Raw genomic sequence first — 26159 nt, 5'->3', positions numbered from 1 at the left:
ATGAATAAGTTGTTGTTTCGTTTATTGGTCTTTTTAATGAGCCTTTCGTTAATAGGTATTATTTTGGTACAGTTGTACTTAATTAATACCTCGTTTAAAAACAACGAAGAGCAATTTAAATATCATGTAAAACAGGTGATTGGTAATGTTGCTGATAATTTTAAGGAGCAAGAAGTCTATAACCTCTTGAATCAGTATAATATTCTCAAGGAAACTAAAGGTAAAAAGCCTACAAAGACCGAACTTTTAGATTTTGTTTTAGTTCAAAAAAACAGAACAACTAATAAAACAATCATATATTCAAATAGTATTCTTTCAGAAGATTACAACGTTAATTTATCCTTTTTTGACAAAAAAATGGATTCGGTAAACAAATTGAAAAATTTCGTTTACAACAGTAAAACGGAAGTTTTTGCCGGCGACGGAATGGATAATTCCAATATGCAATTGAATCCTACACCTGAATTGACGGTGAAGAAGTCCGGTCGAATGGAACTTTTAGATAAGGTACAAGTTCAAATGTTTTTTGACGGAATTACAGAAACAAAGTCTTTAAAAGAGCGGGTTTCGGTAAACTTCTTGCAAAAGGCGCTCAAGAAAGAATTAAAATTATACGACGTTGATACACCATTTGAATTTGGAATTTACGAAAATGGTTTAGCAACTAAAATACGCTCGTCAGATTTTAAATTTGATAAAAATGCAACGTTTGCAATTCCTTTTTTGACAAATTCAGAAGGGAAAAGTGACTATCAGTTGTTGGTTAGTTTTCCAGAGAAAAAGAAATTTCTTTTCTCAGAATTGATTGGAATTACAACCTTATCCATCATTTTTACGTTAATAATAATAATAGCTTATACAAGTGCTTTAAATCAATTGATCAAACAACGTCAGATTTCTGAGATCAAAACTGATTTCATCAACAACATGACGCATGAATTTAAAACGCCCATTGCCACGATAAATTTGGCATTAGATGCAATAAAAAGTCCAAAAGTGATTGGCGATTTAGAGAAGACAACGCGTTATTTGCAAATGATTCGGGATGAAAATAAGCGAATGCATGCACAGGTGGAGAATGTGTTGCGAATTTCGAAATTAGAGAAACGAGAGTTGGAAATTAGCAAAGAATCCGCTGATGTTAACGAAATTGTAGAAGAAGCAATCGAGCATGTTAATTTAATAATTGAAGATCGAAATGGTACCATCAATACCCATTTAGATGCAAAAAGAACAACTGTATTGTTGAACGACGTGCATTTTACAAATGTAATTGTAAATGTTTTAGACAATGCAATTAAGTATTCGCCAGAGAACCCAATTATTGATGTTTACACAGAGAATGTAAAAGATTTTGTGATTATTAAGGTGAAAGATCACGGTGCAGGAATGTCAAAATTAGCACAGAAACGAATTTTTGAAAAATTTTATAGAGAACATACAGGCGATATTCATAATGTGAAAGGACACGGATTGGGATTAGCCTATGTAAAAAGAATTGTAGAAGATCATAATGGTCAGATTGCAGTAGAAAGCGAAAAAGGTAAGGGAAGTACCTTTATCATAAAATTACCACTAATAAATTAAGTTATGGAAAACGAAAACAAAAAAATTCTTTTGGTTGAGGATGATCCGAACTTCGGGTCAATATTGAAAGATTATTTAATACTAAATGACTTTGACGTTACTTTAGCAAAAAACGGAATGGAAGGTTTTGAAAAATTCAAAAAAGACACTTTTGATTTGTGTATTTTGGATGTAATGATGCCTTACAAAGACGGATATACGTTAGCTAAAGAAATCAGAGAAAAGAATAAAGAAGTGCCTATTATTTTCCTTACGGCAAAGTCTATGAAAGACGATGTATTGAAAGGATACAAAGTAGGAGCGGACGATTATTTGAATAAGCCATTTGATTCAGAAGTACTTTTGATGAAAATCAGAGCGATTATTCAACGTAAATCTTCAGAAGTTAAAGCGGATGCAACTAAATTTGAATTTATAATTGGAAATTTCCACTTGAATTCAAAATTGCGTTTCTTGACTTACAAAGACACGGAGCCGATTAAGCTTTCTCCAAAAGAAAACGAATTGCTGAAGATGTTAGCGGTTTATGAAAATGATTTGATGCCAAGAGAATTAGCATTGACAAAAATTTGGAGAGACGACAACTACTTTACTTCAAGAAGTATGGACGTTTACATTGCCAAATTAAGAAAATATTTGAAAATGGATGATGAGGTTGAAATTTTAAACATTCACGGAGAAGGTTTCCGTTTAGTGGTTAAAAACAAACCACCAGCAGCTCCAACAGCAGAATAATTTTAGAAACTCCGAGAAATCGGAGTTTTTTTATACGGTAAACTCAAGCGAAAAACAGTTCTTCGAATCTTTCGCTACAGAAAATATAGTGTCGTTGTCTTTCGTTGAGGAGAAAAGTTCTACTTCATTTTCTAAAAGTAATTCGTTCAGAAAATTCATGTCGAGACTTTTAAAAGTTTGATGCAGTAGTATTTTTGGTTCAACCAAATCTAAACACCATTCTAAGTATTTCACATTGTTTACATGATTTACTACGTCTAAATCGGAGAATACTACTTTGTGTATTCCAACTTTCGCAGAATCAGCAGGAAGTTTTATTTTCTTAACTCGCTCAGTTGTAGTAAATTTTAAAGGAAATTTTTCGAAATGTTCGTGTGGCAAAGCTAATGGCTCCGGACGACGTCTTTCGGTATTAATTACAGCCCAAAAAGTTTCGCAGGAAATGATTCTGACATTGTCTTTGTAAACTTCTAAAACTCTTGTTGAACGAGAGTTTTCTAAAGAGACGATCCAAGTTTTAACAATCACTTTATCACGCCATTTTGGTAAAGACTCAATTTCAATTCGCATTCGGCTCAATACCCAAGCTTGGTGAAATTCCTGCATATCTGTAAAACTAATACCGCCTAAATCGGCATGTTCTGCAGCGGTTAATTGTAGTAAATTACATAAATCCGTATAGTTCAACGCACCGTTTGGAGCACATTGAGAGAAATTAATTTCCCATTCTTTTTCGTGTACGGATTTAAAATTTGAATCTATGGGCATGCTACTGAATTAATTAATTTTACTATCTCTTCGACATCAGTTTGATAAGCAAACCAATGAATGTTTTCTGTTCGTTTAAACCAAGTCATCTGACGTTTGGCAAACCGACGGGTATTTTTCTTGATTTCTTCAATGGCAAATTCCAGCGAAATGTTTCCATCAAAATAATCAAATAACTCTCTATAACCTACGGTTTGTAAAGCGTTAAGGTTTTTGTTTTCATACAAATTTTTCGCTTCTTCCACTAAACCTTCGGCAATCATGATGTCAACTCGACGATTGATTCGGTCGTAAAGTGCCTCGCGATTTGCTTCTAAGCCAATTATAATTGGAATAAAATTCCGTCCTACTTTCTCTTGATTTAAAAAAGACGAGTATGGTTTTCCTGAACCTAAGCCAACTTCCACAAAACGCATTAGTCGCTGTGGATTCTGCAAAGTTTGTGGATTTGTTTCTAATAAAAAATGATAATAATCAGGATCTGTTTCTTGTAGTTTCTGTACTAAATAAGAAATTCCCTTTAATTCATATTGTTCCTTAACTTCTTCTCGAACTTCTGAATCAATTGCAGGAAAAGTATCAAAGCCTTTCAAAACAGCATTTACATACAGTCCAGAGCCTCCTACTAAAACAGCATAGTCGTTATTTTGAAATAAATCATCAAGTTGTAAAAGCGCTTCTTTTTCGAAATCGCCAACGGTATAATTGTCGAAAATAGATTTATTTCGAATAAAATGATGTGGGGCTGATTGCAATTCTTCGGATGAAGGAACAGCAGTTCCAATATTCATTTCCTTAAAAAATTGTCGAGAATCGCAGGAGATTATTTCAGCTTTAAACTGATTCGCTAATTTTATGCTCAAGGCAGTTTTGCCAATAGCCGTAGGTCCTACAACAGTAATTAGAAATTTTCTCATTTCAGAATTGCACCTAATTTAGTTCCACAGTTGTGACAAAAATGGGCGTCGTCCGAAGAGGGTACTGCTTTACAAGTTGGGCAATTTGGTGCGTAAACCTTTCTGCGATTTTTACCATTTGCAACTTGTGCAGTCACAATTCCCGTAGGAACGGCGATAATACCGTAACCCATGATCATTATTAGCGATGCAATTCCTTTTCCTAATGCAGTAACTGGTGCGATATCACCATAACCAACGGTGGTTAATGTCACGATACACCAATAAATACTCGTTGGAATACTGGTAAAACCACTTTCTACAGGTTCAACAACATACATTACGGCTCCTAAAAGTATAGAGATAATGATGATAAAATAGACAAAAACGGTAATAGCGGTGCGACTTGCGTTAATGGCTAACTTCAATTCAGCAGCTTGCCCTGTGAAATTTCCTAAATTTAAAATTCTAAATAATCGGAGTAATCGTAATGCACGAACTACGGAAAGTATTTTTGTACTTGGAATAAAAAACGATAAGTACATCGGCATTATCGAAATCAAGTCAATTATTCCGTAAAAGCTAAGCATGTACTTTAGCGGCTTTCGAGTAGAAACAATACGCAATATATATTCTATGGTGAAGAAAATAGTGATGACCCATTCCGCAAGTACCAATATGTCGTGGTACTGATCGTCTAAATTCTGCACGCTTTCGAGCAAAACTAACAGTACACTCAATAATATGATAAATAAAAGAGCAATGTCAAAGATTTTACCCATTGGTGTATTTACGCCGTGGATAATAATATTTATTCGCTGTCGTAGTTTATCTAAATACGTTTTTACTTTCTGCTTCCTTGCTCTCATGAATTAAAAATGAATTACTTTCGTACGTTGATTTCTGCGTAAGTAGCTTAAAATTATATTTTTAGCGTCTCTGTCTTCAGGTAATTCCGTCAAAATATTCTTTAATATTTCAACGTTCGTAATTTGGTAGTTCAAATTAAAAAAGGCAAAACCTCTGAAAACGCCATGCTCGATCAAGATTGCACTTTTTTCGTCAACAACACGTCCTTTTTCAATTAAAATTAAATTTTGATTTTGGTACTCGTTATTTTGTAGGAAATCTTTTACACGTAAATTGTATAATTCAGTTGATTCTTCAAAAACACAAGCGCCATTGCATTGCTTCATTTGGTACGGAAAACAACTTGTCTTTACTTTATCCAATAAATTAATTTTCTGGCAAAGCGTATATTTTTCTGTGATTTTATATAACGCAGTTTGCGCTTCCATTTCAGTTGCAAACGAGGTAATTTCTTTCTTTCTGAAATCGGTCTTTTTTATGAAAATGGAAATATATCCTTCCTTATTTCTTTCTTGATAAAGCGAATAGGGAAAAATATTTTTACGATTCGCTCGATTTAGTACCGGTCGATTTATTTTTATTTCGGCATTTTCTTTTAGTAAAGCAATCAGTTCGTTACCCGTTTCTTCATAACTGACTTCGTAAACTTCAGCCTGAATTTTCTTGCATTTTTTAGTCGTTCCCGCAAAATGTTGGTTAACTCTCTTCTTCATATTTTTGCTTTTGCCAATATAAAGAATGCTTCCGTCTTGCTTATGAATGTAATATATTCCAGTCGTAGAAGGAACTTTCGCAACAATTTCTAATAATTTTGGTGACAAACCTTTTTCAACTTCAGTTTTAATAAAGCTTTTTACAATTTCTTTTTCTTGGTCTTTCGCCAATAAAAGTTTGAATAATTTAACCGTGGCCAAAGCATCTCCCGAAGCGCGATGTCTGTCTGCCATAGGAATTCCCAAAGCCCGAACTAATTTTCCTAAGCTGTAGGATTCTTGCTCTGGAATTAGTTTTTTAGCTAATTCAACGGTACATATATTTGGAATTTCAAAATTATAACCCAATCTAGAAAACTCTGTTCGCAAAATTCGGTAATCAAATTGAGCGTTATGAGCGACTAAAACCGTATCGTTTGTAATTTCAATAATCCGCTTAGCCACTTCGTAAAACTTTGGAGCCGTCCGAAGCATCTCATTATTAATCCCTGTCAATTTCACCACAAACGGCTGAATTGGCTTTTCAGGATTTACTAAACTGATAAATTGGTCGACAATTTCGTGTCCGTCAAATTTATAGATAGCAATTTCCGTAATTCCTTCTTCATTAAATGCTCCTCCAGTGGTTTCTATGTCTAATATGGTATACAAATTCAGTTCTCAGTTATCGGTTGTAAGTCGTTAGTTATCAAGCCTTTAATTTATGTTATTTTTTCTTTATTCTAATTTCGGATTCCAAAGATACTACTTCCAATCCGAACCATTGTACTTCCGCACTCAATTGCAAGTTGGTAATCGCCTGACATTCCCATGGAAAGAGTGGTCAGTTGACAGTTTTTAGTATTTAATGCTTTATGTGTATCATAAATTGATTTCAAATGAAGGAATTCTTTTTTGATTTGGTCTTTATTTTCTGTGAAAGTTGCCATTCCCATCAAACCAATAATTTTGATATTTTCAAAATTATCACTGTTAATTTCACTCAGAATCTCTTGCAATTCCGCTTCATCTAAACCAAATTTAGTTTCTTCTTCCGCGATATGCATTTGCAACAAACAATCAATAACTCTATTTTCTTTTAAAGCTTGCTTATTGATTTCCTTCAATAATTTGAGCGAATCAACACCATGAATCAAACTCACAAATGGCGCCATAAATTTCACTTTATTCGTCTGAACGTGACCAATCATGTGCCACTGAATGTCTTTTGGCATTTGATTAAATTTCTCCTCCATTTCTTGGATCTTGTTTTCACCGAAAATCCGTTGACCTGCTTCATACGCTTCCATCAAATCCGAAACCGGTTTAGTTTTAGAGACGGCAACAAGCGTTACGTTTTCTGGAAGGCAAGATTTTATTTCGAGTAAGTTTGATTTTATTGACATTTTTTGATTTTTATTTGAACACATATTTAAGAAATTTGAATAATTTTAAAAATTTCTAAGATCTGTGTTGCAAAAGTTTTTTAAATTATAATTCATAAACCACTAATCCACTTCGAAATTTCGGATCAATGTAAGTGCTTTTCGGAGGCATAATCAAGTTCTTATCCGCTAACTCTTTAATTTCTGAAATTGCGGTTGGAAAAAGCATAAATCCCACCTCAAATTCTCCTTCGTCAATTACTTCTTTTATCGTGATGATGGATTGCTTTCCGGGAATATAATCAATTCGTTCGTCTGTTCTTAAATCTTCAATTCCTAGGATTGGATGTAAAACTTGTGTGTATAAAATTTGAGCGTCAAGTTGTTCTAAAACACCCGAAAAACCTTCTTGCTTTTTCAGCGTTAAACAATAAAATTCACCGTCTAAATACATTCCAAATTCGAATTTTTTACCTGGTTTCCAAAGTTCTTGCTCTTTATTCTTTATTGAAAAAGAATTCGATAACAACTTTAAAAATTCAACTTTCGAATGATTATTTAAATCTCTAATAATCCGATTGTACTCGTAAATTTTGACATTGTTTTCAGCGATTAAGAAACTCATAAAATAATTCAGATTTTCATTTCCAGAATTTTTATCTTCTTGGTAAAGCAATTCCGCGGAAGCCGACCGATGATGTCCATCAGCAATATATAAATCACCAATGGATTCGAATTTCTCTTGCAACCACGCAATTTCCTGTGGATTGTCAATTTTCCAAAGTTGGTGTTTTTCTCTTCTTGTAGTCGAAAAATCATAGAGAGAATCAAACTGCTTTTTCGCTAAAATCCATTCAGATAGTTCAGCGTTTTCAGGATAGGTGATTAAAACAGGTTCGGTATTGAAACCTGTTTGATGTAAATAATCTTTGAACAATTCGACCCGATATTGCAACGTGTCTTCGTGTTTTTTAATCACATTATTTCGGTAATCTTCAAGCGAAGTTCCAGCTATAATTCCTGTGAAAGTTTGGTTTTTTGTTTCAATTTCATAAATAAAAAAAACAGGCTCTTCTTCTTTTAGAAAAACATGTTCTTCTTTGAAATCTCTATATTTTTGGGCAACCAATTTAAAACGCTTTTCCAATCCTGCTTTTTGCTGATTGACGTAAGCGGGATTCAAAACGTGTAAAAACGAAAATGGATTAAAGTCCAATTGCGAAGCCAACTCGCCCGGCGAATATTCGTCGTAAGAACGAGAAGTAACTAAACTTACTTTATCGCGAGTGGGCCGAACGGCTTTGAAAGGAATTATTTTTGCCAAAATTATGAGATTGAAAGATTAAAGGATTTAGAGATTGAAGGACAAAAAAGCCCAAGCGATAAAAAATTTCGTAAAGATTTTATACTAGCCCCGATTGAAGTGGAAATCCTTTTACTTTTTTTCTTTAAAAAAGTAAAAGATTGAAGCGGAAAGCGGGAATAAGGACTAAACAAATTCCCGAGCCATTCGCTTCAAATTATTTCACTACAAACTGTTTTGCTACTTTTTCTGCTTTCTTGCTTTCTGAATAATCATAGAATCCTTCGCCTGATTTTACGCCTAATTTTCCGGCGCGAACCATATTTACTAAAAGTGGACAAGGAGCGTATTTTGGATTTTTGAAACCGTCGTACATTACATTTAAAATCGCCAAACAAACGTCTAGACCAATAAAATCAGCTAATTGCAAAGGTCCCATCGGATGTGCCATCCCTAATTTCATCACTGTGTCAATTTCGTAAACTCCTGCAACTTTGTTGTATAAAGTTTCAATGGATTCATTAATCATCGGCATCAAAATTCTGTTTGCTACAAAACCTGGATAATCGTTTACTTCAGTTGGCGTTTTCCCTAATTTCACGGACAAATCCATGATTATTTTAGTCACTTCATCTGAAGTATTGTAACCACGAATGATTTCAACGAGCTTCATAATTGGCACAGGATTCATAAAGTGCATTCCAATTACACGTTCTGGATGTGAAATTACGCCACCAATTTGCGTGATAGAAATGGAGGAAGTATTTGTGGCCAAAATCGTATCGTGCGAACAAGCTTCATTCAATTGTTTGAAAATGTTAAGTTTTAAATCAACGTTTTCTGTTGCTGCTTCAACTACCAAATCAACTCCTACAACGCCGTCTTTAATGTCGGTGTAAGTAATGATGTTGCTGATGGTTTTTAATTTATCGGCTTCGGTAATGGTTCCTTTTGAAACCATTCGGTCTAAATTACTGGCAATTGTAGCCATTCCTTTATCCAATGATTTCTCTGAAACGTCGATTAATTTTACGGTAAAACCGCTTTGTGCAAATGTGTGTGCGATTCCGTTACCCATTGTTCCGGCACCTATAACTGCTATGTTTTTCATTATATATTGTTTATTTTTCTAATTGTTCTTCGTCTGGCATTGTATATTCTCCGTACTCATTTTTAATATATTTTTCAAAGTAGGAGTGTAGTAAAAATTCGTCTTCAATAATATTTGTTCTTTCTAAACCTAATTCTTTTAAATTGGTGTAAGAAACGTTTGTATCTACCTTTCCTTTAATATTAAATTTGTCAGGAAGTTCAAGAATATGTGCTTTATAAATCGCGTCTTTTTGTGCGTTGTCAATTATGAGTACGTCAAGTCGGTAGTATTCTCCTGATTTTGATGTTCCATCAGAACTTGCAGACATTGAAAATCCTTTGGAAGTTTCGATTTGTATGATTCTAGTATCTAAATCCCATTGGTAGGAAAGGTTATCGAAACTGGAATCTATTAAAAATTCATACTTTGTTTGACCGTACATTTCTTTGAAATTCTTTATAAAAGCATCTCGGTCTTTTTTAGAGTCAAATCTGGATTCCGCGTAATAGGCGATAGGCTTTTTCTCTAGATTTGTCAATACGAAAAGTCGGTCAAAATATTGATTTCCTATTCGTGCAAGGCTGTCAATTTCGCGCGTTTTATATAAAAATCCTAATTCTTTAGCAGGTATTGTTAGTTTAAATGTTTCTGCTAAATAGCTTTCGATTTTGTATTTAAAAATAGAATCGGGTATTGGTTTAGTAGTATCTCTATCAAAATCTACATCACTGTAACTGAACGGATTTTTTGAAAATAATTTAGCAACGTCTTCATTAAAGGTAATTTCTTCTAAATCAAATCCAGCATTTTCATCCAAGATAGTAGGTTGATTTATTATTGTTCCTTTTTCGTTACAAGAAATCAAAATTAGGGCGAAAACTAGGATTAATTTATTCATTCGTGACGTTATATATTTCTTTTCTGAATGTTTTTAAATTGTTTATTTAATTCTACTTATCAACTCAATTGCGTCCGCAGTGAGGACGCAATTGGAAAAGTTTTATAATATATTTAAAACTTATTTTTCATTATTATAAATCTCTTCTTTAATCACTTCAAATTCCTTTTGGTTAATTAATTTTAAACTTTTAAGCCACATAAATTTCTCAACCTCGCTATTCGCTTCATTGTTATAATTTATAGCTAAATAATTCTCTTTTAAGTACGCGTCTCTTTTAGCGTAAATCGCTTGAACAATTTCATCTTGAGATTTGTCATCCATCACCCAGACATCCATTTTATTATTATCAGTATTAATCACTTTATAATTGACAACTGATTTTCGATATAAAAAATAAAAAACTGGAGCACCAAGTAAAAACATCCAAGCCCAAAGCTTCATTTTAAAGATTATATTTGCAAACATGAACAGCACACCAACAACCAAAAAGTAAATTGCTCTACTTTTATGACCTGCATTTTTCTCAAAATACTCATGCGTTTTGTTCAGAATATCTTCGTAAGAAATGAATTCAGATTTATGAATAGTTTCATCTTTCATGGTGAAATCTAAACCTTCTTCTCCTAACTCAAATGTAAGTTCTGTGCCAGCTTTTTTCTGATGGTAAGTCATATAATACGTTTATAAATTAGCAGAAATTATTGTCTCTTCATCGCTTCAATAATCGCGTAAGCCACTCTCAATGCTTCAGTTCCATCTTCTAAAGTCACAATTGGAGCCGTATTATTCACAATTGCATCTGCAAAAGTTTCTAATTCCTCTAAAATTGCATTATTATTTTCCACTTCGGGATTGTCAAAATAGATTTGCTTTTTCAAACCTTCCGCATTTTGCAAAATCATATCAAAATCACCAGGAACTTCTGGAGCATCTTTCATTTTTACCACTTCACATTTTTTCTCCAAGAAATCAACAGAAATGTATGCGTCTTTCTGGAAAAAGCGAGATTTACGCATATTTTTTAGTGAAATTCGGCTTGAAGTTAAGTTGGCAACACATCCGTTTTCAAACTCAATTCGAGCATTTGCAATATCGGGCGTATCTGAAATAACCGAAACACCACTTGCATGAATGTCTTTTACTTTTGATTTGACCACACTTAAAATCGCATCGATATCGTGAATCATCAAATCCAAAACTACAGGAACATCCGTGCCTCGTGGATTAAATTCAGCTAATCGGTGGGTTTCAATAAACATTGGGTTCTGAATTGCATCTTTCACAGAAATAAAAGCAGGATTGAATCGTTCCACGTGACCAACTTGCCCCTTTACATTATATTCTTTGGCTAAAGCTATAATTTCTTCTGCTTCTGCGACCGTGTTTGAAATCGGTTTTTCAAGGAAAACATGTTTTCCCGATTTTATAGCGACTTTTGCACATTTATAATGAGAAAGCGTAGGAGTTACAATGTCAATGACATCAACAGCAGTAAGCAATTTGGCAATTGTATCAAAGCGCTTGTATCCAAACTCTTTTTCGATTTTCAATGCATTCTCGGCATTTTCGTCATAAAAGCCAACTAATTCATATTTAGTTGATTGTTGTAATAATCGCAAATGTATTTTTCCCAGATGTCCAGCACCTAAAACGCCCACTTTTAGCATATAAATGTATTTTCAACAAAAATAACATTAATTGTTCAAAGATTAAAGTTTGCGTGGTAAAGTTTCAAATCTATTATTTCAAAAATCCAAATCAAAAAATAGGGAATACTTTCTTATTTTTGTCAAAATTAATTTGTCATTATTTTGAGAGATACCGCCAAACATCAGGGACTTCGTAATCAGTTGATCACCGTTTTGAAAGAAAAGGGAATTACTGATGTTGCTGTTTTGGACGCTATTCAAAAAATTCCACGGCATTTATTTCTGAATTCTAGTTTTGAAGACTATGCCTATCAAGACAAAGCATTTCCCATTGGAGCGGGACAAACGATTTCGCAGCCTTATACGGTTGCTTTTCAGTCCCAACTTTTAGAAGTTCAAAAAGACCATAAAGTATTAGAAATTGGTACTGGTTCTGGATATCAAACAGCGGTATTGTGCGGAATTGGTGCAAAAGTGTACACCATCGAACGTCAAAACGAATTGTTTAAATCGACTTCGTTATTGTTGCCAAAATTAGGTATCAGACCAAAATACATATCATTTGGTGATGGTTATAAAGGATTGCCAAATTACGCGCCATTTGATAGTATTATTGTAACCGCCGGAGCGCCTTTTATTCCAAAACCGTTGATGGCACAACTAAAAGTTGGAGGTAGATTAGTAATTCCTTTAGGCGAAGACCATCAAATTATGACTTTACTGATTCGCAAGAATGAAACGCAATTTGAAAAACACGAGTTTGGAGAATTCCGATTTGTACCTTTATTGGAAAACAAAAACTAACCGCGTTTTCCGATTTCTACAATTTCTAAATTCTGAATTTTATCGCCGTCAATTTCAAAACGCAACATCGTTCGGACTTGATGAAAACCGCTCACTCCAGCAGCACCGGGATTCATGTGTAAGAAATTTAGTTTCTTATCGTAAATCACTTTTAAAATATGCGAATGTCCACAAATAAATAATTTCGGTGGATTTTTAGTCAATTCCTCGCGAATTGCTTGGTTGTATTTCCCCGGATAACCACCAATATGGGTGATTAAAACATCAACTCCCTCACAGAAAAAACGGTTGTTTAATGGAAATTCCATTCGTGCTTGAGCATCGTCAATATTTCCATAAACTGCCCGAAGTGGTTTCAGTTTCTTCAACGTGTCGGTCACTTTTAAGTCGCCAATATCTCCGGCATGCCACACTTCATCGGCAAGGTTTACGTATTTTAAGATCGTATCATCAATGTGACTGTGTGTATCTGAAAGTAAAAGTATTTTTTTCAAAAGAATATATTTTGGATTTGTTCTGAATTTATTTCAGAAGCTATTTCCGGCTATACATTCCAATCTTTTATTTTTTTAAAGAAAAAAAATAAAAGGATTTCCACTTCTATCCGGGCTATGAGTTTGTGCAAAATTAGGACATTTGTTTTCAAAATCATATTAACATTTTGTTGTATTTCAAATCTGATTTTTTTAGCATTAATAAAGTATCTTTGTAGCCTTAAATTTTCAGGATATTGCGGTTTTTTATACAACTTTCTTATAACGGAACAAACTACCACGGTTGGCAAATTCAACCGAATGCTACTTCTGTACAAGAAACGTTGACTAAAGCACTTGGCGTTGTTTTGAATGACAAGAATATCGCAATTATGGGAGCCGGCCGAACTGATACAGGCGTTCATGCAAGTCAAATGTTCGCTCATTTTGATTATGAAAATGAAATAGATTCAAAAACCATTGTCCATAAATTAAATTCGTTTTTACCAAAAGATATCGCGGTTTCAAATATTATCCTTGTTGATGAAAATGCACATGCCCGTTTTGATGCAAAACAACGAACGTATGAATATAAAATTAATCTTTCAAAAAATGTTTTTTTGGATGAATTGAGTTGGTATTACAATAAGAAATTAAATGTTGAAGCGATGAATGATGCCGCATCTTTGCTGATGAAACACAACGATTTTCAATGTTTTTCAAAAGTACATACGGATGTAAACACGTTTAATTGTAAAATTACCAAAGCATTTTGGAAAGAAGAAGACGACCAACTTACGTTTACCATTTCAGCAGATCGATTCTTGCGGAATATGGTTCGGTCCATTGTTGGAACTTTAGTTTATGTAGGTTTAGGTAAAATTTCAAAAGCCGATTTCCAAATCATAATTGAAAGTAAAGACCGAAAAAAAGCAGGGTTTTCAGTTCCCGCATGCGGACTTTATTTAACTGAAATTAAGTACGATTATATAGAATTGTTATAAGTTATAGGGTATAAGTTTTGTCATAAATCTAAAGCCATAAATCTAAAATTTTAATGAAAGCAAAAGCATTCGATACAAAAGTTTTTAAACGAATAATGGTGTACACCAAGCCTTACAAATGGCGTTTTAATAGCGTTATTGTTTGGGCAATCGCGTTGTCTATTTTCGCAGCATTACGTCCTTATTTGTTGAAGCAAACGGTTGACGGTTATATTCAAACTCATGATGGAAAAGGCCTTCTTTTCTATATTATTTTGATGGGAATTGTGTTATTACTGGAAGTTATTTCGCAGTTTTACTTTGTGTATTGGGCCAACTGGCTCGGACAAGATATCGTAAAAGACATCCGAACTAAATTGTTCAAACACTTGTTGAGTTTTAGAATGAAATATTTTGATAACGCGCCAGTTGGCCAATTGGTAACGCGTTCAGTTTCTGACATTGAAGCTATTGCAAAAATTTTCAGTCAAGGTTTGTTTATGATTGTCAGTGATTTAATGAAAATGGTCGTGGTGTTGATTTTTATGTTTTATATGAATTGGAAATTGACTTGGATTGTAATTGTGGCAATGCCTATTTTAGTCATCATTACACGTATTTTCCAGCAGAAAATGCAAGTCGCGTTTCAAGAAGTTAGAACACAGATTTCAAACATGAATACCTTTGTACAAGAACGTGTGACGGGAATGAAAATCGTTCAATTGTTTAATAGAGAGACAATTGAAGCGCGGAAATTCAGCGAGATCAACGACAAACACAAAAAAGCGTGGATTCAAACTGTTTGGTACAACTCCATATTTTTCCCGATTGCTGATATTATTTCATCGCTGACTTTAGGAATGGTGGTTTGGTACGGTGGAACCCGAATTTTAGGCGGTGATTTAGATACCACTTTTGGAGATTTATTTTCCTACACGATGTTCATCACTATGCTTTTTAATCCTTTGCGACAAATTGCAGATAAATTCAACGAGATGCAAATGGGTATGATTGCCGCAAATCGTGTTTTTGATATTTTAGATACTGAGGATCAAATTCAAGACAAAGGCGCTCTTATCGCTCCCGTTTTTGAAGGTCAAATTGAATTCAAGGACGTTCATTTTGGTTATTTAGAAAATGAAGAAGTAATTAAAGGAATTAATTTAAAAGTGAATCCGGGCGAAACTGTTGCAATCGTTGGTTCTACAGGAGCTGGTAAATCGACAATTATTAACTTGTTGAATCGTTTTTACGAAATTAATTCGGGAACCATTTGTATTGATGGAGAAAACATTAATAGCTATTCGCTAGAATCATTGCGAAAACAAATTGCTGTCGTTTTACAAGATGTTTTCTTATTTGCAGATACGATTCACAATAATATTACGCTTAATAATGCAGAAATTTCGAGAGAAGATGTGATTGCTGCTGCAAAAAATATTGGAGTGCATCCATTTATTATGAATTTGCCAAACGGTTACGATTATAATGTAAAAGAAAGAGGAGTGATGTTGTCTTCTGGTCAACGCCAATTAATCGCTTTTTTAAGAGCGTATGTGAGTAATCCAAGTATTTTGATTTTGGATGAAGCAACTTCTTCGATAGATACTTATTCTGAAGAATTAATTCAAAGAGCAACAGAAACCGTTACTAAAGGTCGAACTTCAATTGTAATTGCACACCGATTAGCGACAATTATCAACGCTGATAAAATTATTGTGATGGACAAAGGTTTGATTGTAGAGCAAGGAAATCATTATGATTTAGTGCATCGCGAAAATGGGTACTATAAACGACTGTATGATTCACAGTTTTCAGTGGAGAAAATCGGATAATTTTTCGACAAAAAATAAACAACTTTGAAGTTTTTCTAAAACAGAATAATTGCTTATTTTCGCTACCTGAAAAACGACAATTTTTAAATGTAAGAAATGTGCATTTGGCCGTTTCTTTTTTATAAAATATTAAACCAAAGAAAAAATGAAATACGATATTATTGTTTTAGGAAGTGGACCAGGTGGTTATGTAACTGCGATTCGTGCTTCGCAATTGGGTTTTAAAACCGCTGTAATCGAGAAAGAAAGTTTAGGTGGCGTTTGCTTGAATTGGGGTTGTATTCCAACGAAAGCATTATTGAAATCTGCTCAAGTTTTCGATTATTTAAAACATGCTTCTGATTACGGATTGACTATTTCAGAATTCGACAAGGATTTTAGCGCTGTTGTTCAACGCTCAAGAGGTGTTGCCAACGGAATGAGTAAAGGGATTGAGTTTTTGATGAAGAAAAACAAAATAGACGTTATTCAAGGAACTGGAAAAATCAAAACGGGTAAGAAAATTGACGTTACTGACGCAGCCGGAAAAACAACTGAATATTCAGGAGACCATATTATTATTGCTACGGGAGCGCGTTCTCGCGAATTGCCAAGTTTGCCACAAGATGGTAAAAAAGTAATTGGTTACCGTCAAGCAATGACTCTTGCAGAACAACCAAAATCGATGATTATCGTAGGTTCAGGTGCTATTGGAGTTGAGTTTGCTCACTTTTATAATTCAATGGGAACGGATGTGACTATCGTTGAATTTATGCCAAATATTGTTCCAGTTGAAGACGAAGATATTTCAAAACAAATGGAGCGCTCAATGAAGAAAGCGGGTGTAAAAATCATGACTAATTCTTCTGTTGAAAAAGTGGATACTTCAGGTGCTGGAGTAAAAGCAACTGTAAAAACAGCTAAAGGCGAAGAGATTTTAGAAGCTGATATTTTACTTTCTGCTGTTGGAATTAAATCAAACATCGAAAATATTGGTTTAGGAGAAGTAGGTATCACTTTTGAAAAAGATAAGATTATAGTTGACGATTTTTACCAAACGAATGTTCCAGGATATTACGCAATTGGTGATGTAGTTCCGGGGCAAGCTTTGGCTCACGTAGCTTCTGCTGAAGGAATTACTTGTGTGGAGAAAATTGCAGGAATGCACGTGGACCCAATTGATTATGGAAATATCCCAGGTTGTACGTATGCGACTCCAGAAATTGCTTCTGTTGGTTTGACTGAAAAACAAGCAAGAGAAAAAGGATACGATTTGAAAATTGGAAAATTCCCATTTTCGGCTTCGGGTAAAGCAAGTGCTTCTGGTGCAAAAGATGGTTTCGTAAAAGTGATTTTCGACGCAAAATACGGCGAATGGTTAGGTTGTCACATGATTGGTGCTGGAGTTACAGACATGATTGCAGAAGCAGTTTTGGGACGTAAATTAGAAACTACGGGTCATGAGGTGTTGAAAACAATTCACCCACACCCAACAATGAGTGAGGCGGTTATGGAAGCCGTTGCAGCAGCGTATGACGAAGTAATTCACATGTAAGATTTATTATGTAATTGTTATTTAAATTACAATTGCCATTGATGTTTATATTGAAAAGTCTGCTTAACGGCAGACTTTTTTTGTGAAATAACATAAGGTATGGCAGTAATCGTATAATTATATCGTGGAATTTTTAAGTAACTTTCAATACTTAATTTTTAAAACCAATTGTGATGAATAATTCAGATAAACACGATCATAAAGAAGGAAAAGACGATTCAAAAGTGCCTGATTTTTTAAATTATCCACCAAGTGAGGATATGTACCGACAAGGGAAAAAAGAAGAAGATATTGATCCAAGTGATCCAACAAGAATGAAGCAAACAATTGATCCGCGAATTGCTAATAAACGTAACGAACTCGATTTTGAGACTGTAAAAACAGGTACAGATTTGGATGTTCCCGGTTCAGAGTTAGATGATGAATTAGAAAATGTGGGAAGTGAAGATGAAGAGAATAATTATTACTCAATTGGCGGTGATAACCACGAAGATTTAGAAGAGAACAAAGGAGAAAATGATTTATAATAAAAAATGCCGTTCGAATTTCAAACGGCATTTTTGCTTATGTAAAAGGGAAAACTATTTCATCATGAAGTTCAAGCCAACATTGAATGCACTTCTTGCTCCAGTTACAACATCATCTCTATTGTCTCTAAAAATATCTAGAAAGCCGCTTTGTCCATCGTATTCGATGAATATCTTCAACTTGTCTGATACAGGTATTTTTACTCCAATTCCCACGGCTAAGCCAAAATCAGTGGAACTGTAGTAATCTGTAACTTCAGTGTTTAAAGAGCTTTCTTTAGCGTTTAAAAGAAATCCCACGTAAGGGCCAAAATGCAAATACCAATTTCGTTTACTTCCAAAGTGCCAATTTGCAGTAACAGGAATAGTCAAGTAGTTCAAATTATAGTCTGCGTCCGGTTCATGAACACCAGCTTGACCTTGAAAATAACCATTATCCCAACCTTTTTGGTCGTAGATTAATTTTCCTTTGATACTCCAATGGTCTGAAAAAAAGTAATCAGTAGAGAATCCTACATTGAAACCAGTTCCGGTATCTGTAGAAAAAGAATCTGCTGTAGCATTTGATAAGTTAAAACCTAAATTAACGCCAAATTCTACATCTCCTTTGTTTTGCGCAAAAGAAAACAAGAAACAGCCTAAAGTTAAAAAGGCTGTCAAAAATAATTTTTTCATGTTTTTGTTTTTAAAAAGGTAACAAACGTACTATTTATTTTTATTTTATTTGTGAATATTTTATGTTTTTTGCTTCAAATTTGAGTAATCAGTAATGCACCGTTTTATCGTACTATTTTTGAGCTTAATCTCGCATGTTTTAACGAACAAATGTTAATAACTTACTCTCGCTAAATGCGTATTTACAATGAATTGTCGCTTCGTTTCGTTATATTTGTTCGTTAAATTAAATTTATTCAGAATATAACTTAAAATGAGCGAAGAAATCAATAAGCAAAATTATTCAGCAGATAATATTCAGGCATTAGAAGGAATGGAGCACGTAAGAATGCGACCTTCCATGTACATTGGAGATGTTGGAGTGAGAGGTTTACACCATTTGGTTTATGAAGTAGTTGATAACTCCATTGATGAAGCGATGGGAGGCTATTGCGATACGATTACTGTTGAAATAAACGAAGATGGTTCCGTTTCTGTTGAAGATAATGGACGTGGTATTCCAGTTGATATTCATAAAAAAGAAGGGGTTTCTGCCTTACAAGTCGTAATGACTAAAATTGGTGCAGGAGGTAAATTCGATAAAGATTCATATAAAGTTTCTGGAGGTTTGCACGGTGTTGGTGTTTCTGTGGTAAATGCACTTTCAAATAAAATGGTTTCTACCGTTTTTAAAGATGGTAAAGTATACGAACAAGAGTATTCTCGTGGTAAAGCAGTGTATCCTGTAAAGCAAATTGGCGAAACGGATAAAAGAGGTACACGCCAGACGTTTTATCCAGATGATTCCATTTTTACGCAAACAATAGAGTTTTCATACGACACACTTGCCGCTAGAATGCGTGAATTGTCGTACTTGAATAAAGGAATTACAATTACTTTTGTAGATAAACGTGAAACGGACGAGAAAGGCGAATTCAAACAAGAAGTTTTCCATTCTGACGAAGGTTTAAAAGAGTACATCCGCTATTTGGATGGAAACCGTGAGCCGATTATCTCGCACGTTATTTCAATGGACAGCGACAAAGGAGAAATTCCTGTAGAAGTTGCCTTGATTTACAATACGAGTTATTCTGAGAACATTTTTTCCTACGTAAATAATATCAATACCCACGAAGGTGGAACGCACTTGCAAGGTTTCAGAACAGGTCTTACAAGATCATTAAAGAAATATGCAGATGCTTCTGGAATGTTAGACAAATTGAAATTTGACATTTCTGGAGACGATTTCCGTGAAGGATTGACAGCAATTATTTCTGTAAAGGTGCAAGAGCCACAATTTGAGGGACAAACGAAAACGAAACTTGGAAACAGAGAAGTTGTTTCTCCTGTAAGTCAAGCAGTTGGAGATATGATTGAAGCTTATTTGGAAGAAAATCCGAATGACGCGCGAATCATCGTTCAAAAAGTAATTCTTGCAGCTCAAGCCCGTCACGCAGCGAAAAAAGCACGTGAAATGGTACAGCGTAAAACCGTAATGGGTGGCGGTGGATTACCAGGAAAATTATCGGATTGTTCAGAACAAGATCCTGCGAAATGCGAAGTATATCTTGTCGAGGGAGATTCGGCAGGTGGAACTGCAAAACAAGGTCGTGACCGAAATTTTCAAGCTATTTTGCCTTTACGAGGTAAGATTTTGAACGTGGAGAAAGCGATGCAGCACAAAGTTTTTGAAAACGAAGAGATCCGGAATATATTTACGGCGCTAGGTGTAACTATTGGAACGGAAGAAGATAGTAAGGCGTTAAACTTGACAAAACTGCGTTACCACAAAGTAATTATTATGTGTGATGCCGATGTCGATGGAAGTCACATCTCTACCTTAATATTAACCTTTTTCTTTAGATTCATGCGTGAATTGATTGAAGATGGACATGTTTATATTGCTGCACCACCTCTTTATTTAGTTAAAAAAGGAAATAAAAAAGAATACGCTTGGAACGATGTTCAACGTGATCAAGCCAATGAAAGAATGGGTGGAAGCGCTGGAATTCAGCGTTACAAAGGTCTTGGAGAAATGAACGCGGAACAATTGTGGGAAACTACGATGGATCCAAGTTTCAGAACACTTCGTAAGATTACCATTGAAAGCTTGGCGGAAGCCGACAGAGTATTTTCTATGTTAATGGGCGACGAAGTACCACCACGTAGAGAATTTATTGAAAAGAACGCGGTTTACGCTAAAATTGATGCGTAAATTACATACTGCAATTGGATTTTTTGTTATGCTTTTTTTGAGCAACATCAATCTTGCAGCTCAAACTTTAGATCCTGCAATTGGCAACTTAATTCAAGATGCGATATATTTTACGGATCATTATATTACACCTGCAACGGATGCTGCTGTTTATCAAGCTGCATCCAGTTGGGTGAATACTCCTCAAAAAGCGGAACGATGGGATTTTACTTTAGGAATTCACATGAATACTTTTTTAGTTCCAAAGTCAGATAGAAGTTTTCGACTGAATAATTCTGACTTAAGTTTTTTTCAAATTGAAAATCAAGATTCGGCTTTAACGCCAACTGCTTTAGGAAGTAACGAATTTGTTACGTTGAAAGGAGTTTTGGGCGGAAGCGATGTTATTCTGAAAAGTCCAGAAGGCGTTGATCGCGATGTGATTATTTATCCTTACTTACAAGGTGCGCTTGGAATTGGGTTTGGTACAGAGCTTATTGCTAAATTTTCGCCACAAATTACGCTTAAAAATGTACAATATCAAGTTTACGGACTTGGATTGAAACATTCTATAAGTCAATATTTTCAAACTATAGAAAGTAAGAATTTCTTTATTTCTACCTTAGTTGGTTATGCTCGGGAAGATTTAACGGTAAACTTCTTAGATGTGGAGACGCAGTATGGAAATCTTGGTTTCAATGCTTTAAATAGTTTAATTGATACATGGCAATTTCAAATTAATGCCTCTAAAAAGTGGAATAAATTTGAACTTTCTTCCGGTATTATAGCCAATACAAGTTCATTTGAGTACAAAGTAAAGGGTAAAAAAGGTAAAATAGAAGAGGTTCTACCGTTGCAAAATGTATTGAATAACGAATTGAAACAAATTGCCAACGACAAGTTCAATTGCATTGGAGAAATTGCAGGAAGATTAGAAATTTCTCGATTTTTTGTTCAAACTACGATTGCTTTTGGTAAATTTGTAAACTCAAATATTGCATTACAATATAAGTTCTAAATAATAAATTTAAACACAACATAATATGAAAGTTACAATAGTTGGTGCTGGAAACGTTGGAGCATCTTGTGCAGATGTAATTTCTTACAGAGGAATTGCAAGTGAAGTAGTTTTATTAGATATCAAAGAAGGTTTTGCTGAAGGTAAGGCGATGGATATCATGCAATGTGCTTCTAATACAGGATTCAATACACAGCTTTCAGGAGTTACGAATGATTATACAAAAACAGCAAACAGTGATGTAGTTGTTATTACTTCTGGAATTCCAAGAAAACCAGGAATGACGCGTGAAGAATTAATTGGCATCAATGCTGGAATTGTAAAATCAGTTTCAGAAAATGTATTGGCAAATTCACCAAACGCAATCATCGTTGTGGTTTCTAATCCAATGGACACGATGACTTACTTGGCGTTAAAAGCGACAGGTTTGCCAAAAAATAGAATCATCGGAATGGGTGGTGCTTTAGATAGTTCACGTTTCAGATATTATTTATCAAAAGCATTAAACAAGCCACAAAGAGACGTTTCGGCAATGGTAATTGGTGGACACGGAGATACGACAATGATTCCATTGACTCGTTTGGCTTCTTACAACGGTATTCCGGTTTCTGAATTTTTATCGCAAGAGGAATTAGATAAAGTAGCAGCTGACACAATGGTTGGTGGTGCAACTTTAACAGGTTTACTAGGAACTTCGGCTTGGTATGCTCCAGGAGCTTCAGTAGCTTACTTAGTAGATAGTATTTTGAACAATCAAAAGAAAATGATTGCTTGTTCTGTTTTCCTAGAAGGGGAATATGGAGAAAGTGATATTTGCATTGGTGTTCCTTGTATTATCGGAAGAAATGGTATCGAAGAAATTGTAGATATTACCTTAAACGAAGATGAAAAAGCGAAGTTTGCTAAAAGTGCTACTGCCGTTAGAAGTATGAATGCGGAACTAAATGCAAATTTGAAATAATACCACATTACAGATATATAGAAAAGACTGCATCAACTGCAGTCTTTTTTTTAAGATTAATTAAGAAATAAATTGGTTAATCTTTATCTAAATTATATATTTGCTCGTTTTAAAAATAGCAGAGGCATTTGAGTTTGAAGTATTTTAGCTAATCTTGAAATTTAAATGTGAATTTATTATTAAAAACACCAAAAGACAATAAAATTAATTAATTATTAGTAATAATGCAGAATAGAGGACTTATTAAATTTTTTGCAATTTTGTTTGCATTGGTAAGTATTTACCAACTTTCTTTCACATTTGTGGCAAGTAGCGTTGAAAGCAAAGCAAAAGCGTTTGCAAATGGAGACAGCGAAAAAGAAAATGCTTATTTAGATTCCATCGGGAAACAAGATGTTTTTCTGGGAATGTTTACTTACAATGAAGTAAAAGAGAAAAAAATCAACAAAGGATTGGACTTAGAGGGAGGAATCAACGTTATTCTTCAAATCTCAGTTAAAGATGTTTTGAAAGGATTGGCAAACAATTCTAAAGATCCTATTTTTAATAAATCTTTAGACGATGCTACTAAAAATTTAAAAGGGAATCAAACGTACATTGATGCTTTCTTTATTGCATTTAAAGAGAACGCGAATGGACAAACTAAATTAGCTTCTCCTAGTATTTTTGCAAATAAAAACATGCAAGGTTCAGACGGAATCAACTTCAAAATGACTGATTCAGAAGCTGAAAAAGTAATTAGAAGAAAAGTGGACGAGTCTGTAAATAGCGCGTTCTTAGTATTGAGAAAACGTATTGACAAATTTGGTGTTACACAACCTAATATCCAAAAATTAGGAGAGACAGGTCGTATCTTAGTGGAGCTTCCAGGAGCAAAAGATGTGGATCGTATTAAGAAATTATTGTCAAGTACTGCTCAATTAGAGTTTTGGGAAACTTATAAGTTAGAAGAAATGGGACCGTTTTTAGGAGCGGCGAATACAGCTTTGCAAAAAACTGAAATTAATAAAAAAGAAGAAGCTCCTGTAGTAACAGATACTTTAGCGTCTCTATTAACAGATGCTGATTCTTCGGCTACTGCAAAAGGTAATAATCCATTGTTTGATAAAATTATTGCGCAAGGTGGTGGACCAATTTTAGCTATGTTTTCACCAAAAGATACTGCGGTAATTAACAGCTACTTGAAACGCCAAGACATTCGTAATTTATTACAAGGTGATCAACGTTATGCCAAATTTGTTTGGGGTAAACCAGAAACTTTGAAAGATGATAAAGCAGCTGAAACGGAAGCATTGTCGCTTTATGCTTTAAAAGGAAATAGAGACAATGTTGCACCAATGAGCGGTGGTGTAATTACAGAAGCAAGAGACGAATTTGATGCAATGGGAAAACCAAGTGTGTCTATGCAAATGAATGGTGCTGGAGCGAAAACTTGGGAAGAATTAACTGGAATAGCTTACAGAGAACAAAGAAATATCGCCATCGTTTTAGATGATGTTGTTTATTCTGCACCTGGAGTTACAACTGGAGCTATTGCTGGAGGAAACTCTCAAATCTCTGGTGCATTTACGGTAACAGAAACTAAAGATTTAGCGAACGTATTGAAAGCGGGTAAGTTGCCTGCTGCAGCAGATATTATTCAATCAGAAGTAGTAGGACCATCTTTAGGTCAAGAAGCTATTGATAGTGGAATCAACTCGGCGTTGTTAGGATTATTGATTGTGTCAATTTGGATGATGATTTACTACGGTAAAGCAGGTCTTTATGCAAATATTGCATTGGCAGTCAACTTATTGTTCCTTTTTGGAGTTCTTGCAAGTTTCGGATTTGTATTGACTTTACCAGGTATTGCAGGTATTGTATTGACTGTTGGTACAGCCGTCGATGCGAATATCATTATATTTGAAAGAGCGAAAGAAGAATTACGTTTAGGGAAAACACTTGATGTAGCCATCAGTGAATCGTACAGCTGGACTGGAGCTATGCGTTCTATTGTGGATGCGAACGTAACACATATTTTAACTGGTATTGTATTGTTTATATTTGGAACAGGACCTATTCAAGGATTTGCATTGACATTGCTTATCGGTATTTTTACCTCTTTGTTTACTGCAATTTTTATTACAAGAATCATGTTAGATTGGGATGCATATAAAGGTAAAACATTGCGATTTGTAACAGACTTCTCTAAAGGTTTCTTTACAAAATTTAATTTTGACTTTTTAGGATTTAAGAAATATGCGTACATATTCTCTGCAATTGTAGTTATCGGAAGTATTGTTTCCTTATCAACTAATGGATTGAATCAAGGTGTTGACTTTGTAGGTGGTAGAACCTTCCAAGTTCGTTTTGAAAAACCAGTTTCTACGGATGAAGTTAAAGAAGAATTGAATCCTGTATTTGGTGGTGGAGTTGAAGCTAAAGTTTTTGGTAGCGAAAATCAATTGAAAATCACTACTAAATATAAAGTTGAAGAGCATGGAACAGCTGCTGATGAGGAAGTAAATACATTGTTGTTTGAAGGTTTGAAAAAACATTTTGCAGCAGACATGACTTACGATAAATTTGTAAATATTTATGACGGTAAAGCATTAGGAATATTGCAAGCTTCAAAAGTAGGACCAACAGTTGCGGAAGATATTAAGACCAACTCTTATTGGGCGGTTTTAGGAGCGATGGCAATTGTATTTGTTTACTTAACAATCAGTTTCCGTAAATGGCAGTATAGTCTTGGTGCCATTGCTGCAGTAGCACATGATGTTATCTTCGTTTTAGGAATTTATTCACTTATGTGGAAATGGGCTCCATTTGGAATGGAAATTGACCAGCATTTTATCGCTGCGATTCTAACTGTAATTGGATACTCGATGAATGATACAGTAATTGTATTTGATAGAATTCGTGAGTATCTAGGTGGTAAAACTACAGGTACATTTAATGAGATTGTAAATAGATCTGTTAACTCGACAATGTCTAGAACCATTAATACTTCGTTAACGATGATTATGGTACTTTTAGTGATGTTCATTTTCGGTGGTGAATCAATCAGAGGATTTATCTTCGCGATGTTAATCGGTATGATTGTAGGTACTTATTCATCTCTTTTCATTGCAACTCCAGTATTGTGTGATACACTTTCTGAAGCAGAACATAAAAGAATTGAAGAGTTACACAACAATCCAGTTGCTTAACTAAACACTTTATACAAATAGAAAAGACCTGAGAAATCAGGTCTTTTTTTTGCTTTTAACGGAAATAAATAATTTACTTACAAGTGGGTTGCGGTATTTTAATAAA

General features: G+C 34.4%; 23 protein-coding genes. 11 read left to right on the top strand and 12 right to left on the bottom strand.

Annotated features, from left to right (window positions below; translation table 11 throughout):
- Positions 1–1587, top strand: a complete 1587-nt coding sequence (locus YWA_RS0109115; protein WP_022828210.1) for a sensor histidine kinase — start codon at positions 1–3, stop codon at positions 1585–1587.
- A 3-nt stretch (positions 1588–1590) separates the two neighbouring features.
- The gene (locus YWA_RS0109110) at positions 1591–2322 is read left to right on the top strand and encodes a response regulator transcription factor (protein WP_022828209.1); all 732 of its coding nucleotides are present in this window, start codon (positions 1591–1593) and stop codon (positions 2320–2322) included.
- Between the two features lie 30 nt (positions 2323–2352).
- Here the strand turns inward: YWA_RS0109110 and YWA_RS0109105 are convergent, their stop codons facing one another.
- From YWA_RS0109105 to YWA_RS0109060, 10 genes are all read right to left on the bottom strand, one after another.
- The gene (locus tag YWA_RS0109105; RefSeq protein ID WP_022828208.1) at positions 2353–3090 is read right to left on the bottom strand and encodes an acyl-[acyl-carrier-protein] thioesterase; all 738 of its coding nucleotides are present in this window, start codon (positions 3088–3090) and stop codon (positions 2353–2355) included.
- Entirely contained in the window at positions 3081–4007 is a 927-nt protein-coding gene (gene miaA, locus YWA_RS0109100; RefSeq protein WP_022828207.1) for a tRNA (adenosine(37)-N6)-dimethylallyltransferase MiaA, read from the bottom strand. The genes YWA_RS0109105 and miaA overlap by 10 nt, the downstream gene beginning before the upstream one ends.
- Entirely contained in the window at positions 4004–4855 is an 852-nt protein-coding gene (locus YWA_RS0109095) for an ion transporter (RefSeq protein ID WP_022828206.1), read from the bottom strand. Before YWA_RS0109095 ends, miaA begins: the two co-directional genes overlap by 4 nt.
- Positions 4856–4858: 3 nt before the next feature.
- The gene (locus tag YWA_RS0109090) at positions 4859–6220 is read right to left on the bottom strand and encodes an exonuclease domain-containing protein (RefSeq protein ID WP_022828205.1); all 1362 of its coding nucleotides are present in this window, start codon (positions 6218–6220) and stop codon (positions 4859–4861) included.
- 71 nt (positions 6221–6291) lie between these two features.
- Positions 6292–6954, bottom strand: coding sequence for a YggS family pyridoxal phosphate-dependent enzyme (locus YWA_RS0109085; protein ID WP_026718701.1), 663 nt, complete (start codon positions 6952–6954; stop codon positions 6292–6294).
- A gap of 85 nt (positions 6955–7039) precedes the next feature.
- On the bottom strand, positions 7040–8257 hold the full coding sequence (locus YWA_RS0109080; RefSeq protein WP_022828203.1) for a DUF1015 domain-containing protein: 1218 nt from the start codon (positions 8255–8257) through the stop codon (positions 7040–7042).
- 196 nt (positions 8258–8453) lie between these two features.
- Positions 8454–9347 carry a 3-hydroxyacyl-CoA dehydrogenase NAD-binding domain-containing protein gene (locus YWA_RS0109075; RefSeq protein WP_022828202.1) on the bottom strand — a complete coding sequence of 298 codons (894 nt, stop codon included), beginning with the start codon at positions 9345–9347 and terminating at the stop codon, positions 8454–8456.
- Positions 9348–9357: 10 nt separating this feature from the next.
- Positions 9358–10227 carry a hypothetical protein gene (locus tag YWA_RS0109070; RefSeq protein WP_022828201.1) on the bottom strand — a complete coding sequence of 290 codons (870 nt, stop codon included), beginning with the start codon at positions 10225–10227 and terminating at the stop codon, positions 9358–9360.
- Positions 10228–10347: 120 nt separating this feature from the next.
- The gene (locus YWA_RS0109065; RefSeq protein ID WP_022828200.1) at positions 10348–10902 is read right to left on the bottom strand and encodes a hypothetical protein; all 555 of its coding nucleotides are present in this window, start codon (positions 10900–10902) and stop codon (positions 10348–10350) included.
- 26 nt (positions 10903–10928) lie between these two features.
- Positions 10929–11897, bottom strand: a complete 969-nt coding sequence (locus tag YWA_RS0109060) for a Gfo/Idh/MocA family protein (RefSeq protein ID WP_022828199.1) — start codon at positions 11895–11897, stop codon at positions 10929–10931.
- 144 nt (positions 11898–12041) lie between these two features.
- On the opposite strand from YWA_RS0109060, the gene YWA_RS0109055 reads away from it, so the two are divergent.
- Positions 12042–12683: a protein-L-isoaspartate(D-aspartate) O-methyltransferase gene (locus tag YWA_RS0109055; RefSeq protein WP_022828198.1), complete on the top strand. Its 642-nt coding sequence runs from the start codon at positions 12042–12044 to the stop codon at positions 12681–12683.
- On the opposite strand, the gene YWA_RS0109050 is transcribed toward YWA_RS0109055, so the two are convergent.
- Positions 12680–13177, bottom strand: a complete 498-nt coding sequence (locus tag YWA_RS0109050; RefSeq protein ID WP_022828197.1) for a metallophosphoesterase family protein — start codon at positions 13175–13177, stop codon at positions 12680–12682. The genes YWA_RS0109055 and YWA_RS0109050 overlap by 4 nt on opposite strands.
- A 236-nt stretch (positions 13178–13413) precedes the next feature.
- Here YWA_RS0109050 and truA point away from each other — a divergent pair, with 236 nt between their 5' ends.
- The 4 genes from truA (at position 13414) to YWA_RS0109025 (ending at position 18035) form a co-directional block, all read left to right on the top strand.
- Positions 13414–14160 carry a tRNA pseudouridine(38-40) synthase TruA gene (truA, locus tag YWA_RS0109040; RefSeq protein ID WP_022828195.1) on the top strand — a complete coding sequence of 249 codons (747 nt, stop codon included), beginning with the start codon at positions 13414–13416 and terminating at the stop codon, positions 14158–14160.
- A 53-nt stretch (positions 14161–14213) separates the two neighbouring features.
- Complete coding sequence (locus YWA_RS0109035) at positions 14214–15974, top strand: ABC transporter ATP-binding protein (protein ID WP_022828194.1); 1761 nt, start codon at positions 14214–14216, stop codon at positions 15972–15974.
- Positions 15975–16119: 145 nt separating this feature from the next.
- The gene (lpdA, locus tag YWA_RS0109030; protein ID WP_022828193.1) at positions 16120–17508 is read left to right on the top strand and encodes a dihydrolipoyl dehydrogenase; all 1389 of its coding nucleotides are present in this window, start codon (positions 16120–16122) and stop codon (positions 17506–17508) included.
- Positions 17509–17681: 173 nt separating this feature from the next.
- Complete coding sequence (locus YWA_RS0109025; protein WP_022828192.1) at positions 17682–18035, top strand: hypothetical protein; 354 nt, start codon at positions 17682–17684, stop codon at positions 18033–18035.
- A gap of 54 nt (positions 18036–18089) precedes the next feature.
- On the opposite strand, the gene YWA_RS0109020 is transcribed toward YWA_RS0109025, so the two are convergent.
- Positions 18090–18710 (bottom strand): porin family protein, encoded by a 621-nt coding sequence (locus tag YWA_RS0109020; protein WP_022828191.1) that lies wholly within the window; start codon positions 18708–18710, stop codon positions 18090–18092.
- Positions 18711–18963: 253 nt separating this feature from the next.
- On the opposite strand from YWA_RS0109020, the gene gyrB reads away from it, so the two are divergent.
- The 4 genes from gyrB (at position 18964) to secDF (ending at position 26053) form a co-directional block, all read left to right on the top strand.
- The gene (gene gyrB / locus YWA_RS0109015; protein ID WP_022828190.1) at positions 18964–20904 is read left to right on the top strand and encodes a DNA topoisomerase (ATP-hydrolyzing) subunit B; all 1941 of its coding nucleotides are present in this window, start codon (positions 18964–18966) and stop codon (positions 20902–20904) included.
- Positions 20897–21901 carry a DUF6588 family protein gene (locus tag YWA_RS0109010; RefSeq protein ID WP_026718700.1) on the top strand — a complete coding sequence of 335 codons (1005 nt, stop codon included), beginning with the start codon at positions 20897–20899 and terminating at the stop codon, positions 21899–21901. Before gyrB ends, YWA_RS0109010 begins: the two co-directional genes overlap by 8 nt.
- Positions 21902–21926: 25 nt before the next feature.
- Positions 21927–22862: a malate dehydrogenase gene (locus YWA_RS0109005; protein WP_022828189.1), complete on the top strand. Its 936-nt coding sequence runs from the start codon at positions 21927–21929 to the stop codon at positions 22860–22862.
- A gap of 224 nt (positions 22863–23086) precedes the next feature.
- Positions 23087–26053 (top strand): protein translocase subunit SecDF, encoded by a 2967-nt coding sequence (gene secDF / locus YWA_RS0109000; protein ID WP_022828188.1) that lies wholly within the window; start codon positions 23087–23089, stop codon positions 26051–26053.
- Positions 26054–26159: the final 106 nt, after the last annotated feature.

This window comes from Flavobacterium antarcticum DSM 19726 (assembly GCF_000419685.1).
Classification (GTDB): domain Bacteria; phylum Bacteroidota; class Bacteroidia; order Flavobacteriales; family Flavobacteriaceae; genus Flavobacterium; species Flavobacterium antarcticum.
This window is presented reverse-complemented; position numbering and strand designations above follow the sequence as displayed.

Excerpts from the sequence above, each read along its gene's own strand:
- YWA_RS0109005 (WP_022828189.1), top strand. The coding sequence starts at position 21,927 with ATGAAAGTTACAATAGTTGGTGCTGGAAACGTTGGAGCATCTTGTGCA.
- YWA_RS0109060 (WP_022828199.1), bottom strand. The coding sequence starts at position 11,897 with ATGCTAAAAGTGGGCGTTTTAGGTGCTGGACATCTGGGAAAAATACAT.
- YWA_RS0109035 (WP_022828194.1), top strand. The coding sequence starts at position 14,214 with ATGAAAGCAAAAGCATTCGATACAAAAGTTTTTAAACGAATAATGGTG.
- YWA_RS0109095 (WP_022828206.1), bottom strand. The coding sequence starts at position 4,855 with ATGAGAGCAAGGAAGCAGAAAGTAAAAACGTATTTAGATAAACTACGA.
- YWA_RS0109115 (WP_022828210.1), top strand. The coding sequence starts at position 1 with ATGAATAAGTTGTTGTTTCGTTTATTGGTCTTTTTAATGAGCCTTTCG.
- gyrB (WP_022828190.1), top strand. The coding sequence starts at position 18,964 with ATGAGCGAAGAAATCAATAAGCAAAATTATTCAGCAGATAATATTCAG.
- YWA_RS0109070 (WP_022828201.1), bottom strand. The coding sequence starts at position 10,227 with ATGAATAAATTAATCCTAGTTTTCGCCCTAATTTTGATTTCTTGTAAC.
- YWA_RS0109025 (WP_022828192.1), top strand. The coding sequence starts at position 17,682 with ATGAATAATTCAGATAAACACGATCATAAAGAAGGAAAAGACGATTCA.
- YWA_RS0109105 (WP_022828208.1), bottom strand. The coding sequence starts at position 3,090 with ATGCCCATAGATTCAAATTTTAAATCCGTACACGAAAAAGAATGGGAA.
- YWA_RS0109075 (WP_022828202.1), bottom strand. The coding sequence starts at position 9,347 with ATGAAAAACATAGCAGTTATAGGTGCCGGAACAATGGGTAACGGAATC.
- miaA (WP_022828207.1), bottom strand. The coding sequence starts at position 4,007 with ATGAGAAAATTTCTAATTACTGTTGTAGGACCTACGGCTATTGGCAAA.
- YWA_RS0109085 (WP_026718701.1), bottom strand. The coding sequence starts at position 6,954 with ATGTCAATAAAATCAAACTTACTCGAAATAAAATCTTGCCTTCCAGAA.
- YWA_RS0109020 (WP_022828191.1), bottom strand. The coding sequence starts at position 18,710 with ATGAAAAAATTATTTTTGACAGCCTTTTTAACTTTAGGCTGTTTCTTG.
- YWA_RS0109110 (WP_022828209.1), top strand. The coding sequence starts at position 1,591 with ATGGAAAACGAAAACAAAAAAATTCTTTTGGTTGAGGATGATCCGAAC.
- YWA_RS0109065 (WP_022828200.1), bottom strand. The coding sequence starts at position 10,902 with ATGACTTACCATCAGAAAAAAGCTGGCACAGAACTTACATTTGAGTTA.
- lpdA (WP_022828193.1), top strand. The coding sequence starts at position 16,120 with ATGAAATACGATATTATTGTTTTAGGAAGTGGACCAGGTGGTTATGTA.
- YWA_RS0109010 (WP_026718700.1), top strand. The coding sequence starts at position 20,897 with ATGCGTAAATTACATACTGCAATTGGATTTTTTGTTATGCTTTTTTTG.
- secDF (WP_022828188.1), top strand. The coding sequence starts at position 23,087 with ATGCAGAATAGAGGACTTATTAAATTTTTTGCAATTTTGTTTGCATTG.